We start from the raw sequence: 14,465 nt of genomic DNA, 5'->3' as shown, positions 1-14,465 counted from the left end.
CGTGTGTCGAAACACGCCCTAGGCCTGTCCGGCGGACGGGCCCTAGGCCAGCGTGAGGAAGAGCTTCTCCAGCTCGTCCTGGCTCATCGGCGGGGCGTCGGAGTCGGGGCTGAGGCACTGACGCATGCCGCTGGCCACGATCTTGAAGCCGGCCCGGTCCAGGGCGCGGGAGACGGCGGCGAGCTGGGTGACGACGTCCTTGCAGTCGCGCCCCGACTCGATCATCGTGATCACGGCGGCCAGCTGGCCCTGGGCCCGGCGGAGCCGGTTCAGGACGGGCTGCACCGATTCTTCGTCGACCTGCATGGATGTTCCTCCTTCGCTTCCCCCGCCTCTTCCCCGCTTTCGAGAATACCCCAAGGGGTATATTTCCCGGCTCTACGGCGCGCTGCGCGCGCCTCTCGTGCGTCGCAGCAGCCGGACACCGACGGCGAGGGCCGCCGCGGTCGCGAGCCCCGCCCAGGTCGCCGGGTGGCTCCACACCGCGGTGTCCAGCTGCTGGGCCAGGACGAAGACGCCCATGACGACCACGAACCAGCCGAAGGCCTTGCGCAGGGTGTCCTGAGGGATGCGTCCGGCGAAGCGGCTGCCGACGAGGCTGCCGACGACGGCCGCGGCGGTGACCATCAGGGCCAGCTTCCAGTCGATCGACACGCCGGAGAGATGGCCGGCGAGCCCGGAGAAGGACTTCATCGCGATGACGAGCAGCGAGGTGCCGACGGCGACGCTCATCGGGAGTCCGCCGAGCAGGGCGAGCGCGGGCACGACGAGGAAGCCGCCGCCGGAGCCGACCAGGCCGGTGACCGCGCCGACGACGAGGCCCTCGACGAGCACATGCTTGAGGGGCAGTTCGGTGTGGGCCGGCTTGGCCTGCTTCTGCTTGCGGGACTTGCGGAGCATGGCGGCGGCGGTGGCGAGCATCATCAGCGCGAAGGCGACGAGCAGGACGGTGCCGGGGATGTACTCGGCGAGGCGTCCGCCGCCGTAGGCGCCGACCATGCTGACCGCACCGAAGATCAGACCGGTGCGCCAGCGCACCCGGCCCGCCCGGGCGTGCGGGACCAGTCCGACCAGACTCGTGACGCCGACGACGAACAGCGAGGTGGCGATGGCCTCCTTGGTGTCCTGGCCGGCCAGGTAGACCAGGATCGGCACGGTCAGGATGGAGCCGCCGCCGCCCAGGATGCCCAGGCTGACGCCGATGAGGACGGAGGCCGCGAGGACGAGGGTGATCACGGCCGCTCCCGCAGGGAGGCGATGACGGTACGGATGTCGGTGCGCGGGCCGCGGTTGTAGGGCAGCTTGGAGAGCAGCACGCCCATCATGCAGGAGTTGCTGAGCGCCGCGTACGTCAGGCCGGCGCCGATCGCCGTACCGATCAGATGCACCCCGGGCACCAGGACGCCGACGAGGCCGGTGACCAGGACGACCGAGCCGGCGACCAGGCGCACCTGGCGCTCCATGTCCCAGCGGGCCTCGCCGCGGTTGACGGGCGCGCCGGCGACCTCCCACGCCATCATGCCGCCGTCCAGGACGCGCAGGTTGGGCAGACCGGCCTCCGCGAGGGCCTGCTCGGCCTGGGCGGCGCGGGCTCCGGAGCGGCAGACGAGGACGACGTCCTCGTCGAGGTGGGTCAGGAGCTCGGCGCGGTGCTCGCGCAGGGTGTGCAGGGGCACGTTGTACGCGCCGGGGATGTGGGCCGTGCGGAACTCGGCCGGGGTGCGGACGTCCAGGAGGCGCGGTCCGCGTCCGTCCTCGATCAGCTGCTGGAGGGTGGCGGGGGTGAGGCCGGCGGCGCGGGAGGCGTCGGTCGTCATGAGAACTCCGTCGTGGTGAGGTGATCCCGCACGGGATATACGGGGTGGGGTATGTGCGGGAGCAGGAAATACCCGTGGGGGTATATGTAAGGGCAGGAAAATACCGGGTGGGGTATATGCGTGGCAGAAGAGTGCCGGCGCCCCGGGCGGGGCCCGTCAGGGCAGGGGAGACCCCGTCGCGGGTGCGCCGGCTGCTGTGGCCGGTCGGATCGCGGGCCGGCCCCGGTGTGGCCGGCCCGCCGGATCAGACCGTGGTGGGGGTGTTCGTCAGGGCCCAGGCGGCGTAGCCGCCGAGGATGTCGGAGACGTCGGTGAAGCCGTGGTGGCGCAGCAGGCTCGCGGCGATCGAGGAGCGGTGGCCGCCCGCGCAGTGCAGGACGAGCGGCTTGTCGCGCGGGATCTCGTCCAGGCGCCGGGGCAGCTCGCCGAGCGCGATGTGCAGGGCGCCTTCGATGAAGCCGTTCTCGCCGCGCTCGCCGCAGTTGCGCACGTCGATGACGACCGGCGCGTCGTCGCCCTCCAGGGCGGCGCGGACCTGCGCGGCCGTCAGGCGGCTGGCCGGGGTGACCTCGTCGGCGAGCGCCGTCAGGGAGTCGGCGGGGGAGCGCAGATAGCCGGCCACCCGGTCGAAGCCGATGCGGGCCAGACGCGTGACGATCTCCTCCTCGCGGTTCTCGGGCGCGACGACCAGCAGGTCGGCGTCGGTGGACAGGACGGTGCCCGCCTGCTCCGCGAACCGGCCGTCGGCCGGGACGTTCACCGCGCCGCGCAGGTGCCCGGCGGCGAACTCCTGCGGGTCGCGGGCGTCGACGACCACGGCGCCGGCGGCGCGCAGGGCGCTGAAGTCCTCGACGTTCAGGGGCCGGGGGGCGGCGGTCGCGTCGAACAGCGCGCGGTCCTTGCGGTTGAGGATCGCGTCGTAGACGAAGTAGCCGGGCGCCGACGGCTGGCCGGCGGTCACGATGGCCACGAACTCGTCCTGCGACATCGGCGCGCACGCGTAGTTTGTGGTCCGCTGCTGCCCGATGGTGGACTGCTTCTCGGTCGACAGGTTCTTGCCGCAGGCGGACCCTGCGCCGTGGGCCGGGAAGACCCGCACCTCGTCCGGCAGCGCCATCAGCTTGTTCTGCACGCTGTCGTGGAGCATGGCGCCGAGCTCCTCGGCGGTCACGCCGATGGAGGCGAGCAGGTCGGGGCGGCCGACGTCGCCGATGAAGAGGGCGTCGCCGGTCAGCACGCCGTACGGCACGGTGTCCTCGCCGTGCTCGTAGACGAGGACGCTGATCGACTCCGGGGTGTGCCCGGGCGTCTCCATGATCTCCAGGGTGACGTCGCCGAGGCTGATGGTCTCGCCGTCGGCGAGCTTGCGGATGGGGTACTCGGTCTCGGCGCGCCGGCCGTAGCCGATCCAGGCGCCGGTCTCCTCGGCCATCTCCAGGTGGCCGGCGATGAAGTCGGCGTGGAAGTGGGTGTTGATCACGCCGACGACGGTGAAGCCGTGGGCCTCGGCGTCGGCGACGTACTCGGAGACGTCGCGGCGCGGGTCGACGACCACGGCCTGACCGGTCGTCTCGTCCGCGATCATGTACGAGGCGTGGGAGAGACAGTCGAGGTAGTACTGGCTGAAGAACACGGCGATCCCTTCAGGGCACAAGGCTGCTGAGCAGGCCTGCTGAACACCGGGCGGCGGTGCGCCCGGAAGAATGGGGGAGGGGGTGGCGGTGGGCCGGTGCGGCCCGGGTGACGAGACGGCGGGCCGGTGGGCCCCGGGTGGTCAGGCGGTGGCGGTGCCGCACACGAGCGGCCGGCCCGCGCGCGCCCAGCCCTTGGTCCCGCCCGCGACGGAGACGGCGTCCACACCGCGGGCCGCGAGCTGGTCGGCGGCCCACAGGCTCCGGTTGCCGCTCGCGCAGATCACGTACACCGTCCGGTCGGCGGGCAGCTCCGCGAGCGCGGCCCCGAGCGCCGACAGCGGCGCGGGCCGGGCGCCCGGCACATGGCCGGCCACGTACTCGTCGGGCTCGCGCACGTCGATGACGAAAGCACCGGCGGCGAGTTCGGTGGCGAAGACGTTCAGATCCACTTCACGCATCGAGTCGTCCTTCTCTCGCTGATACCCCCTGGGGTATTGATGTACTCGACCGTAAAGGGCCCCCGTGCGTGCTGTCAAATACCCCCCTGGGTATCAATCCCGTGTGGCTCCCGATACGCCGAAGCCGGGCGACGCGAGGACGTCGCCCGGCTTCGGTTCGGTGCTGAGCAGGGCGTTCGTGCCCGGTCGCCCGCCCCGCGCGCTCACTCGTGCGGCACGAGCACGACCGGTACGGGGCTGTGGTGGAGGACCGCGTGGGCCACGCTGCCGATGTGGGTGGCGAGCGTCGAGCGGCGGATACGGCGGCCGATGACCACGAGGGAGGCGTCCTCGGCGGCGTGCACGAGTTCGAGGCCGGCCGAGCCGAGCACCACCCGGTCGGTGACGGGCACGTCCGGGTACTTCGCGCGCCACGGAACGAGCAGATCGTCCAGGGAGCGCTTGATCTCCGGGGTCACCGTGAGCCGCACGTCCGGCACCATGGCGGGCCCGAGACCGGCGAACGGCGGCAGCTGCTGCACGTACATCACCTGCAGCGGGCTGCCGCGCCGCGAGGCCTCGTCGAAGGCGAACCCCAGGAGCCCGTCCGCCGGTTGACGCACGTCGACGCCGACCACCACGGGACCGACCGGCGAGGGCGTGCCGGTCGCGCGGACCAGGACGACCGGTCGCTCGACGAGGCCCGCGACCGACATGCCGACCGAGCCCACGAGATAGCCGGCCACGGCGCCCATCGCGCGGGAGCCGAGGACGAGCAGGTCGGCGTCGTCGGCGGCGGTGACCAGACTGGGCACGGGTCCGGCGGACAGCAGGGCGGTCGTGACCGGCAGGCCCGGCCGGCGCTCACGCAGGGCGGCCGCCGTACGGGTGAGCAGGTCCTCGGCCCAGGACTCGACGGGCTCGCGCGCCACGAGCGGCAGCAGCGCCTCCGGCGACGGCACGAGCACATGCACCAGACGCACGCGCGCACCGCGCAGCACCGCCTCGTCCGCCGCCCATTCGGCGGCGGCGTTCGCCTGCTCCGTACCGTCCAGGCCGACCACGATGCTCGGCGTCATGACCGGTCACCTCCATCCGTCGCACGCGGTGGTTCCGCTGCTCGGTCGGTTCCGCTGCTGGGTTGCACTGCTTCCATCGTGGGCCGCTCAGCGCCTCCAGCGCAGTGCCGAACGGTCCACACCGGGACAGGGGGCCTGCCGGTCCTGGGTCCGACCGGCCCTGGCGGGCGCGGCCGCCCCATGCGAGCGTGGCAGGTGAGCACCTCACGAGCACGAACACGAACCCGCACCCGAGTACGAACACGAACCCGGACCCGAGCACGGACAGGAAGGCGGTGGGCGCGATGGGATCGCCCCAGGTGACAGCACCTCTCGTGGTGGGAGTCGACGGTTCCGACGCCAGTCTCACGGCGCTCGACTGGGCCGTCGACGAAGCCGTGCGCCAAGGGCTTCCCCTCCGCGTCGTGCACGCCTCCCTCTGGGAGCGGTACGAGGGCGTCGTCCCGGGCCTGTCCACCGACCGCCCCTCGGCCCAGGTGCTCGCCGAGAACATCGTCGCCACCGCGGTCGAACGGGCCGGGCGCCGCGCGCCCGACCTCAAGATCACCACCGATGTCCTCGCCGAGGACGCGGCGAGCGCCCTGCTCAGAGAGGGCCGGGAGGCCGCGTTCCTGGCCGTCGGCTCCCACGGCCGGAACGCCTTCGCCGACCTGCTGCTCGGCTCCGTGGCCCTCGTCGTGGCCGCGCGGGCGCACGGCCCGGTCGTCGTCGTACGAGGTGACCGGCACGCCCTGGAAGGACGCCACGGGCGCGTGCTGCTCGGTGTCGGCGAGCACGACGTGGACTCGCCGGCCGTGCGGTTCGCCTTCCACGAGGCGGCCGTACGGGACGCCGAGCTGGATGTCGTACGGACCTGGCGGCGCCCCGCCCACGGCCTGCCCGGCAGCCACCCGCTGCTCAGCGGCACGGGCGGCGCTCCCGCCGAGCACGAGGCGTCCGACCTGCTCGACAAGGCCCTCGAAGCGGCCGTCCGCGAGTTCCCGGACGTCCGGCTGCGCAGAACCACGGCCGAGGGCCACGCCCACCGCGTCCTCACCGACCGGTCCGCGGCGGCCGACCTCCTCGTCGTCGGCGCCCGCCGCCGCGACGGCCTCGTCGGCCTGGAACTCGGCCGGGTCGCCCACCGCGCCCTGCACCACGCCGCCTGCCCCGTCGCCGTCGTACCGCAGCGCCGTCCCCACGCGCCGGAGCCGGAAGGAGAGCTGTGATGAACCCGGCCGCCGCCCCGCACCCCCCGCACGGCCACCCGCCGCACGGCCACTCCCCGCACGGCCACTCCGCCCACGGCATGAGCGACCTCGGCCGCCGCGTGGCCTCGCGGCGCGCCCGGCTCGGCCTGTCCCTGGACGAGGTGGCCGAACGCGCCGGCTCCACGCCCGGCTACATCGCCTATGTGGAGGAGCGGCTGCCCACCCCGGGCATCGAATTCCTGGTCCGCCTCGCGGACGCCCTGGAGACCACCGTCCAGGACCTCACCGGATACACGGTGGACGTCGCGCCCGGGGGCGCGCTCGCCGGCCGGGACGCCCACCTGGAGAGGATCGGGACGGAGGAGTGCTGGGAGCTGCTCGACGGCCCCGGCGTCGGCCGGATCGCCCTGACCGGGGCGGACGGGCTGCTCGTCCTCCCCATGAACTACCGCGTGGCCGAGGGACGGATCGTGTTCCGCACCGCCCCGGACTCCTCCCTGGCCCGGGCCGCGGCCGCCGGCACGGAGATCGCCTTCGAACAGGACCGCCTGGACGAGGCGTTCAGCCAGGGCTGGAGCGTGCTCGTCGTCGGCGCGGCCCGCACGGTGACCGACGAGGAGGCCGTCGCGCACCTGAAGGACGCCGCGGACGTCGCCCCGTGGGCCGGCGAGGGCCGGGACACCCTGGTCACGCTCGTGCCGCGCCGGGTGACCGGGCGGCGCATCACGGTCCCCGGCGCGCCGGGGACGCCGGGGGTCGGCTGACCGGCGCGCGCAGGGCGTACGCGCGCCGCCGGACGGGCAGTGTCCGGCGGCGTCCGTACGCCCTGCGCGCCCGGCCCGGCCTCACCCGTCCGGAACCCGCCCGGACTCACCCGAGCGGCACCACCGCCACCGGCGCCGGGCTGTGGTGGATGACCGCGTGGGCGACATGGCCGAGGTGCGGGCCGACCGGGACCGGGCGGGCGCGGCGGCCCACGACCACCAGGCCGGCATCCCGGGACGCCACCACCAGCTGGTAAGCGGCGGATCCCACGACCGCTCTGGCGGTGACCGGCACCTCCGGGAACCGCTTCTGCCACGGGGCGATCAGATCGTCGAGGCCGCCCTCCAGGCGTTCGCCCAGCTGCTCGCCGACACCGGGGTCCACGATCGACGCGTAGCCGTACGAGGCCGGCAGCGTCCAGGTGTGCAGGAAGCGCAGTGGCGCGTTCCTGCGGGCGGCCTCGGCGAAGGCGAAGCCGAGCAGCGGCTCGCACGGGTGGTAGATGTCGACCCCCACGACGATCCGGCCGAACGCGGGCGTGGGCGCCTCTTCCGGTGCGTCCTCCAGCGCGTCCTCCGGCCGCTCCGCGCGCACCAGGACGACCGGCTGCCGGGCCGCCGCGACGACCGCAAGGGACACCGAGCCGACGACGAAACCGCGCACCCCGCCGAGACCGCGCGAACCGAGCACGGTCAGGTCGGACCCGTTCGCCAGGGCGGTCAGGACCTCCGCCGCCCGGCCCCGCGCCCGTTCGGTCCGCACGTCGAGACCCGGGTGGTCCTTCGTCGCCCGCTCCGCCGTTTCGTCGAGGAGGGTCGCCGCCCGCTCGGCGGCGGCGCTCTTGTACGAGGCGGGGACCTCCGGAACGCTCGGCCACTCGTCCACGGTCACCAGCCGCAGCGGCTCCTCGCGCAGGACCGCTTCCCCCGCCGCCCAGCGCGCGGCGGCCAGGCTCTCCCCGGAACCGTCGAGCCCGACGGTGACCTGCGCAGTCATGGTGTACCTCCTCGGCTTCCCGCCCCGGCGGCCCCGGCGGCCGGTCCGGCCACCTTCTCAGGCTCCCGCCCCCGTGCCCCGGGCAGCAGGGCCGGGCAGGTCCCCGCCGGGACCGAACGGCCCATCCCCGGTGCCCCCGGCGCCCGCGCCGCGGTGCCGTCCCGGCGGAGGGCCGAACGGCCCCGTCCGTCACGGCCCACTCGGCCCCCACGGCGGCCCTCCTGGGCACTCGCCGACCGCCCGCCGCGGCGGGAGAGTGGAATCGGAGCCGGAACCGGCTCCGAGACCGGTCCGCAAGACCCGGACACCGGTCCGCAGGACCCCGGATCAGGAGAGCACGATGACCGGACGCAAGATCGAGCGCAGGCACGGCTTCTTCCCCGACCTCGACGACTGGTTCAACCGCGAGTTCCCCGGGCTGCCCGGCTGGCGCCCGGCAGGCGCCGCCCACTCCATCCCCATGGAGGTCACCAGCGGTGAGGGCGCGTACGTGCTGCGGGCCCAGCTTCCCGGAATGGACCCGGACGACATCTCCGTGACCGTCGACGACAACCTCCTGACCGTGCGCGCCGAGCACACCGAGAGCCAGGAGGACAAGGAGCACTCGGAGTTCCGCTACGGATCCTTCCGGCGCACCGTCCGCCTCCCGGCCACGGTCCCGGCCGAGGGCATCGAGGCCTCGTACAAGGACGGCATCCTCACCGTCCGGGTGCCCGTGCCCGAGGAACAGGGCAGCACCACCCGCACCATCCCGGTGAAGCGGGGCGGGGACACGGACACCGAGGGAGCGACGTCATGAACGCGAAGCGCGTCCTGGTCGCCTACGGCAGCAAGCACGGAGCGACCGCGGGCATCGCCGACGAGATCGGCAAGACCCTCCGCGCCGACGGCCTCGACGCGGTCGTCCTGCCGGCCGACACCGTCGTGGACGTCAGCAGCTACGACGGCGTCGTCGTCGGCGGCGCCCTCTACGCCGGGCGCTGGAACGGCAAGGCCAGCCGGTGCGTCCGGCGCAACGCCGAACAGCTCCGGCACCGCCCGGTCTGGCTGTTCAGCAGCGGCCCGGTCGACAGCTCGGCCGAGCAGGGCGCCATCCCGCCCGTCCCCGGCGTCGCCCGCCGTATGAAGAAGCTCGGCGCCCGCGAGCACATGACCTTCGGCGGGGCCGTGACCGCCGAGACCCCGGGCCGGATCGCCCGCTCCCTGGTCCGCCACGGCAAGGGCGGCGACTTCCGCGACCCGGCACGGATCCAGGAATGGGCCCACCACATCGGGGACGAGCTCACCGGCCCCACGGCGCCCGGTACGACGCCCTGACCAGCACGCCCCGACGGTTGGGCGGAGGGACGCCATGACACGTCACGAGCCCTCGGACCACGACTTCCAGGACCACGAGTCCCCGGACCGCGCGTCCTTCGACGCCGTGCACCCGGACCACGGATCCGTCGGGCGGGCCTTCGCCGTCCTGCTCCTGTCGCTCGCCCTGATCTGCGGCGCGGTGGCCGCCGGCGCCATCTGGAACGCGGGTGTCAGGGCCGACCGCGACCTCGCCCTCCACCGCCATCAGGTGACGGCCACGACCACCGAACCGGCCCGGGACCGGCCCGGCGCCGTCCGCTACGGCGGAGCGGCACCCCCCGCCCTCGCGCACGCGGTCTGGTCCTACCCGAAGGACGTCGCCCGCTCCGGGACGATCAGCGTCCCGCCCAAGACGCCCAAGGGCCACGAGCTGCCCCTCTGGGTCGACGACACCGGCACCCCCGCCCGCCCCCCGGGCGGCACGGCCGAGCGCGCCCTGACCTCCCTCTCCGGCGGCACGGTCGCGGCCGGCGCGGTCGCCGCCTCCGGCGCCGGCGCCCTGCTCCTCGTCCGCCGCCGCGCCCGCAACCGCCGCTACGCCGCGTGGGAACGCGAATGGGAGCAGGTGGAACCCGTATGGTCCGGCCGCCTCCCCCGCGGCGGGGGACCGGGCCCCGGCTGACCGGCCCGCGCCCCGCTGCGGCAGGGCACCCCCATCCGGGCGAAGCCCTGGGGGGAGCCGTCCGGGCCTTCCGGACACGGCCCAGGGCCTGTCCGGCGGGTCCGGCGGGGGCCGAGACGCCCGGCAGGCGCGTCCGCCGCCGCCGCGGCACCGGCTGACCAGCCCGCGCCCCGTCACAGCAGGCAGCCACCTGGCTGCGCCGGTGGCACCCCGATCCGGGTGAGCCATGGGAGAGCCCCGGCGCCAGCTGACCGTCCGCGGCCCGCCGGGCAGGGCTGCCTCCTGGCTGCGCCGGTGGCGCCCCACCTTGGGTGAAGCCAGGGGGAGCCGTCCGGGCCTTCCGGACATGGTCCGAGGGTCTGTCCGGCGGGTCCGGCGGGGGCCGAGACGCCCGGCAGGCGCGTCCGCCGCCGCCGCGGCACCGGCTGACCAGCCCGCGCCCCGTCACAGCAGGCAGCCACCTGGCTGCGCCGGTGGCACCCCGATCCGGGTGAGCCATGGGAGAGCCCCGGCCCGGACTGACCGCCCTCCGGCCCGCCGGAGCAGGGCAGCCACCTGGCTTCGCCCCGATGGCGCCCCACCCGGGCGAAGCCCTGGGGGCCTTCCGGAACCCGGCCGCCCCCGGCCCGTCCGGCGGGTGCAGGCCGGGGCCGCGACGCCCCGCACGCGCGTCGGGGAGCGCACGCGGCGCACGGGCCGCCGGCGCTTCGGCCCGTCACCCTCCCTCAGGTGGTCTGCCGCCCCGCGCCGCTCGCTCCCGACTCCACCCGGTGGCGGACGACCGTCGTCAGGGCCGTCAGGCGGGTCGACGCGGACGGGAGCGGTGGGACCGGGTCCGTGAGGCGGCGGGACTCCTCCGGGAGCGCGGCGAGGTCGGTCTCGAAGCGGGCCCGGGCGGCCGCCAGGGTGTCGGGCGGGTCGGTGCGCAGGCCGCCGCGCATCACCGTGCGCAGCAGCGGCTCCGTGCCCTCGGGCGGCGCCTCGTTCGCCAGGCCGATGACGTCCCGCAGTCCCGGGCCGCGGAACACCTGCTTGGGGCCCGGCGCCGTCACCTTCGCCGCGGACAGCTTCATCACCGGGCGCGCGTCGTACTCGACCAGTTTGTACGCCGCGTCCAGGTACGGGGCGTCCGCCGCCGTGCCGACCTTCGAGCCCACCGCGTACGCGTCGATCGGCGCCCCGTCCCGTACCAGCCGGTCGACGCCGTACTCGTCCAGACCGCCGCTCGCGATGATCCGCACGTCCTGAAGCCCCGCCGCGTCGAGCGCGGTGCGCGCCCGGCGGGCCTGGGCCCCCAGGTCGCCGCTGTCGAGGCGGATCCCGCAGCCGGGCCCGAGACCCAGGTCGGCGAAGACCCGCGCGGCCGTCGCCACCCCGCGATCGGTGTCGTACGTGTCGACGAGGAAGGTCACCGGACCGGGGTGGGTGCGGGCGAACGCCCGGAACGCCGCCTCCTCGGACGGGAAGGCCTCGACGTACGAGTGGGCCATCGTGCCCGCCGCCGGCACCCCCCAGAGGTGCGCGCCGGCGACGTTGCTGGTGCCGGCGAAGCCGACCAGGGCGCACAGCCGCGCCGCCCGCAGACCCGCCTCGGGTCCGTGCGTACGGCGCAGCGAGAAGTCCACCAGCGGGCGCCCGGCGCCCGCAAGCACGCACCGGGCGGCCTTGGAGGCGATCGCCGTCTGATGCACCACCAGGGACAGCAGATACGTCTCGACCAGCTGCGCCTGCGGCAGCGGCGCGGTGACTTCGAGCAGCGGCTCGCCCGCGAACACCAGGCGCCCCTCGGGCACGGCGCGCACCTCTCCGTCGAAGGACAGGCCGCGCAGCGGTTCCAGGTCCGCGACGGGCCGCCGCAGCACCTCGGCGAACTCCTCGACGTCGGAGCCGCTCACCCGGTAGCGGGAGAGGTGGTCCAGGACCCCTTCCAGTCCGGCGGCCACCAGGAAGCCCCGCCCCGGCGGCAGGTCCCGCACGAAGAGGCTGAACGTGGCGGGCGCCCGCATGTCCTCCCGCAGGTAGGAGAGCGCCATGGTGACCTCGTACAGGTCGGTGGACGTCACCTCGGACATGCTTCGAGGATGCGCGGCCGGCCGGCCCCGCGCACGCCGGCCCGCACGCCGGCCCGCACGGCGACGGGCCGCCACCCGGGGCGCGTCCCGCGCGCCACGGCGCCCCAGGCCCTTCGTGTCACGACCCTTGCGGCTTCGTCCGCCCGGTGAGCTCGCACCGTACGTCCACCACGCCCTCGACCGCCCGCGCCAGGCGGGTCGCGACGGGGACGAGCGCGGTGTCGCGGACCTCGCCGGACAGGGTGACCACCCCTCCGTCGACACGGACCGCGACCCGCGCGCCGGAGAGCGGGAAGAGCGGCTCGACGACGTCCCGGCGCACCTCCGCGGCCAGGTCCTCGTCCGGCCGGAGGAAGACCTTGAGCAGGTCGGAGCGGCTCACGATGCCCTGGATCACGCCCTGGTCGTCGACGACGGGCAGCCGCTTCACCCGATGGGAGGCCATCGTGCGGGCGGCCCGGGGCAGGGACGCGTCGGGTCCGATGGTCACGGCGGGCCTGGTCATCAGGTCCTTGGCCCGCCGGGAACCGGCCTTGGCCGTGGCCTCCAGGTTCCGCAGCTGCTCGACCAGGCCGAGGCGGTGGTCGTGGAACTCCTCCTTGAGGAGCAGGTCCGCCTCGGACACCACACCGACGACCCGCCCCTCGCCCTCGACGACCGGCAAGGCCGTCACCTTCCACCGCTCCATGGCGGTGACGATCTCCTTGAACTCCGCGCCCGGCTCCACGGCGACGACCTTCCTGGTCATCACGTCGGCGACGGTGAACGGCCGGCTGGTCATGACTCTCTCCTCACCGGTACGGGGCGGGCTCGGCGGCTTCGGCAGGGGGCCGTGGCGGGGCGGGCCCGGGTCAGCGGATCAGGACGGCCTCCCCGGAGCGCGGCACCACGGCCGTCCACCCCAGCTCCTCGTCGATGCGGTCGCGCAGCGTCTCGGACGCGGCCGGTTCGCCGTGCACCAGATAGGTGGTGTGCGGGGCGGGCGCCCCGCGGAGCCAGCCGAGGATCTGCTCCGCGTCGGCGTGCGCCGAGAAGTGCGGTACGTCGGCGATCTCGGCCCGCACCGGCACGTACTGGCCGAACATCTTCAGCGCCCGGGCGCCGTCCACCAGGTCCCGCGCCCGGGTGCCGGCCGCGGCGAAACCGACGATGACGACGGCGTTGCGCGGGTCGGGCAGGAGCCGGCGCAGATGGTGCAGGACGCGTCCGCCGGTGGCCATGCCCGCCGAGGAGACGATGACGGCCGGACCGGTCACGTCGTTGATCTCGATGGACTCCTGCACGGTCCGCGCGGCCAGGAACGGGGCCGGGCTCAGCGCCGCCTCCCCCTGCTCCAGGATCTCCGGCCGCAGTTCGGCCGACCGCTCCCGTACGGCGTCCCGGTACACGTCGAGCGCGGCCAGGGCCATCGGGCTGTCCACGTACACGGGTACGGAGCCGGGCAGCACGCCCGTCTCGCGCAGCCGGGTCAGCTCGTGCAGGACGACCTCGGTCCGGTCGATCGCGAACGCCGGGATGACGACGGTGCCGCCCCGGGCCACGGTCCGGGCGATCACGGCGGCGAACTCCGACCGGCCGGTCTCCTGGTCGTGCCGGCGGTCGCCGTACGTCGACTCCATCAGGAGCACGTCGGCGCCCGAGAACGGCTCCGGCGGGAGCAGCAGCGGATGCCCGGGCCGTCCCATGTCCCCGGAGACGGCCAGGGTGTGGCCGTCCTCCAGGGTGAGGCGGGCCCACGCCGAGCCCAGGATGTGGCCGCCGTGGTGCAGGGTCAGCCGGTTGCCGCCGGTGATCTCCACGTCCGCGCCCAGCGGGACCGGGTCGAAGAAGGACAGCGTCTTGTCGACGTCCGAGTCGTCGTACAGCGGCTTCGCCGGACGGTGCTTGGACCAGCCGTGCTCGTTGGCGTGCCGCGCCTCCTCCATCTGGAGCCGGGCGCTGTCGCGCAGCACGATCCCGGCCAGGCGCGCGGTGTGCGGCGTGGTCAGGATCGGTCCCCGGAAGCCCTGCCGGACCAGACGGGGCAGATAGCCGCAGTGGTCCAGATGGGCGTGGGTGACGACGACGGCGTCGATGTCGGCGGCGTCGCGCGCGAACTTCTCCCAGTTGCGCCGCCGCAGCTTCGCGAAACCCTGGAAGAGACCGCAGTCGACGAGGATCCGGGCACGATCGCTCTCCACCAGGAACTTGCTGCCGGTGACCGTGCCCACCCCGCCCAGGAAACTGAGCAGGGCCGGCCGCGGGGTCGCCACGGAGCCGGACTCGGACTCGGATGTGGGCTCGGACGCGGACTGGGACTCGGACATGGCCGGGCCTCCTTCGGAAGGGGATCCGGTACCACCGTCGCACCGGAACGGGCCTTCCGCAGGGGACCGAAAGACCCTGACCCGTGGACCGACCGGCACATGCGCGGCAGCGCGCCCCGGGCCAGCCTGGGTGAGGAGGACCACTGAACGACCCCGACAGCCGGACAACCGGACAACGCGGAAGGAAG

Annotated in this window: 15 protein-coding genes; 5 read left to right on the top strand and 10 right to left on the bottom strand. The window is 74.5% G+C overall.

What is annotated here, in order from left to right:
- Nucleotides 1–42 precede the first annotated feature (42 nt).
- The 6 genes from AB0C73_RS17480 to AB0C73_RS17455 form a co-directional block, all read right to left on the bottom strand.
- The gene (locus tag AB0C73_RS17480) at nucleotides 43–306 is read right to left on the bottom strand and encodes a metal-sensitive transcriptional regulator (RefSeq protein ID WP_362530405.1); all 264 of its coding nucleotides are present in this window, start codon (nucleotides 304–306) and stop codon (nucleotides 43–45) included.
- A 72-nt stretch (nucleotides 307–378) separates the two neighbouring features.
- Nucleotides 379–1,236 (bottom strand): sulfite exporter TauE/SafE family protein, encoded by an 858-nt coding sequence (locus tag AB0C73_RS17475; protein WP_362530404.1) that lies wholly within the window; start codon nucleotides 1,234–1,236, stop codon nucleotides 379–381.
- Complete coding sequence (locus AB0C73_RS17470; protein ID WP_362530403.1) at nucleotides 1,233–1,817, bottom strand: rhodanese-like domain-containing protein; 585 nt, start codon at nucleotides 1,815–1,817, stop codon at nucleotides 1,233–1,235. The genes AB0C73_RS17475 and AB0C73_RS17470 overlap by 4 nt, the downstream gene beginning before the upstream one ends.
- A gap of 244 nt (nucleotides 1,818–2,061) precedes the next feature.
- Nucleotides 2,062–3,450, bottom strand: a complete 1,389-nt coding sequence (locus AB0C73_RS17465; RefSeq protein WP_362530400.1) for an MBL fold metallo-hydrolase — start codon at nucleotides 3,448–3,450, stop codon at nucleotides 2,062–2,064.
- Nucleotides 3,451–3,591: 141 nt separating this feature from the next.
- The gene (locus AB0C73_RS17460) at nucleotides 3,592–3,909 is read right to left on the bottom strand and encodes a rhodanese-like domain-containing protein (RefSeq protein WP_362530399.1); all 318 of its coding nucleotides are present in this window, start codon (nucleotides 3,907–3,909) and stop codon (nucleotides 3,592–3,594) included.
- A 203-nt stretch (nucleotides 3,910–4,112) separates the two neighbouring features.
- Nucleotides 4,113–4,967, bottom strand: coding sequence for a universal stress protein (locus tag AB0C73_RS17455; protein WP_362530396.1), 855 nt, complete (start codon nucleotides 4,965–4,967; stop codon nucleotides 4,113–4,115).
- A 299-nt stretch (nucleotides 4,968–5,266) separates the two neighbouring features.
- Here AB0C73_RS17455 and AB0C73_RS17450 point away from each other — a divergent pair, with 299 nt between their 5' ends.
- Nucleotides 5,267–6,175, top strand: a complete 909-nt coding sequence (locus tag AB0C73_RS17450) for a universal stress protein (protein ID WP_362530393.1) — start codon at nucleotides 5,267–5,269, stop codon at nucleotides 6,173–6,175.
- The gene (locus AB0C73_RS17445; RefSeq protein WP_362530391.1) at nucleotides 6,175–6,921 is read left to right on the top strand and encodes a pyridoxamine 5'-phosphate oxidase family protein; all 747 of its coding nucleotides are present in this window, start codon (nucleotides 6,175–6,177) and stop codon (nucleotides 6,919–6,921) included. Before AB0C73_RS17450 ends, AB0C73_RS17445 begins: the two co-directional genes overlap by 1 nt.
- Nucleotides 6,922–7,027: 106 nt before the next feature.
- Here the strand turns inward: AB0C73_RS17445 and AB0C73_RS17440 are convergent, their stop codons facing one another.
- Complete coding sequence (locus AB0C73_RS17440) at nucleotides 7,028–7,918, bottom strand: universal stress protein (RefSeq protein WP_362530389.1); 891 nt, start codon at nucleotides 7,916–7,918, stop codon at nucleotides 7,028–7,030.
- A gap of 340 nt (nucleotides 7,919–8,258) precedes the next feature.
- On the opposite strand from AB0C73_RS17440, the gene AB0C73_RS17435 reads away from it, so the two are divergent.
- The 3 genes from AB0C73_RS17435 to AB0C73_RS17425 are packed head-to-tail and all read left to right on the top strand — an operon-like array spanning nucleotide 8,259 to nucleotide 9,899.
- On the top strand, nucleotides 8,259–8,717 hold the full coding sequence (locus tag AB0C73_RS17435; RefSeq protein ID WP_362530387.1) for an Hsp20/alpha crystallin family protein: 459 nt from the start codon (nucleotides 8,259–8,261) through the stop codon (nucleotides 8,715–8,717).
- Nucleotides 8,714–9,235: a flavodoxin domain-containing protein gene (locus AB0C73_RS17430; protein WP_362530384.1), complete on the top strand. Its 522-nt coding sequence runs from the start codon at nucleotides 8,714–8,716 to the stop codon at nucleotides 9,233–9,235. The genes AB0C73_RS17435 and AB0C73_RS17430 overlap by 4 nt, the downstream gene beginning before the upstream one ends.
- Before the next feature lie 34 nt (nucleotides 9,236–9,269).
- Nucleotides 9,270–9,899 carry a hypothetical protein gene (locus AB0C73_RS17425; RefSeq protein WP_362530383.1) on the top strand — a complete coding sequence of 210 codons (630 nt, stop codon included), beginning with the start codon at nucleotides 9,270–9,272 and terminating at the stop codon, nucleotides 9,897–9,899.
- Between the two features lie 725 nt (nucleotides 9,900–10,624).
- On the opposite strand, the gene AB0C73_RS17420 is transcribed toward AB0C73_RS17425, so the two are convergent.
- The 3 genes from AB0C73_RS17420 to AB0C73_RS17410 form a co-directional block, all read right to left on the bottom strand.
- Nucleotides 10,625–11,971, bottom strand: a complete 1,347-nt coding sequence (locus AB0C73_RS17420; protein WP_362530380.1) for a nicotinate phosphoribosyltransferase — start codon at nucleotides 11,969–11,971, stop codon at nucleotides 10,625–10,627.
- Between the two features lie 118 nt (nucleotides 11,972–12,089).
- Nucleotides 12,090–12,752 carry a CBS domain-containing protein gene (locus AB0C73_RS17415; RefSeq protein ID WP_362530377.1) on the bottom strand — a complete coding sequence of 221 codons (663 nt, stop codon included), beginning with the start codon at nucleotides 12,750–12,752 and terminating at the stop codon, nucleotides 12,090–12,092.
- 70 nt (nucleotides 12,753–12,822) lie between these two features.
- Nucleotides 12,823–14,277: an MBL fold metallo-hydrolase gene (locus AB0C73_RS17410; protein ID WP_362530374.1), complete on the bottom strand. Its 1,455-nt coding sequence runs from the start codon at nucleotides 14,275–14,277 to the stop codon at nucleotides 12,823–12,825.
- Nucleotides 14,278–14,465: the final 188 nt, after the last annotated feature.

It is taken from the genome of Streptomyces sp. NPDC048623 (genome assembly GCF_040650755.1).
Taxonomy (GTDB): Bacteria; Actinomycetota; Actinomycetes; order Streptomycetales; family Streptomycetaceae; genus Streptomyces.
The sequence above is the reverse complement of the archived record's forward strand: the minus strand, read 5'-3'. Positions and strand labels throughout refer to the sequence as shown.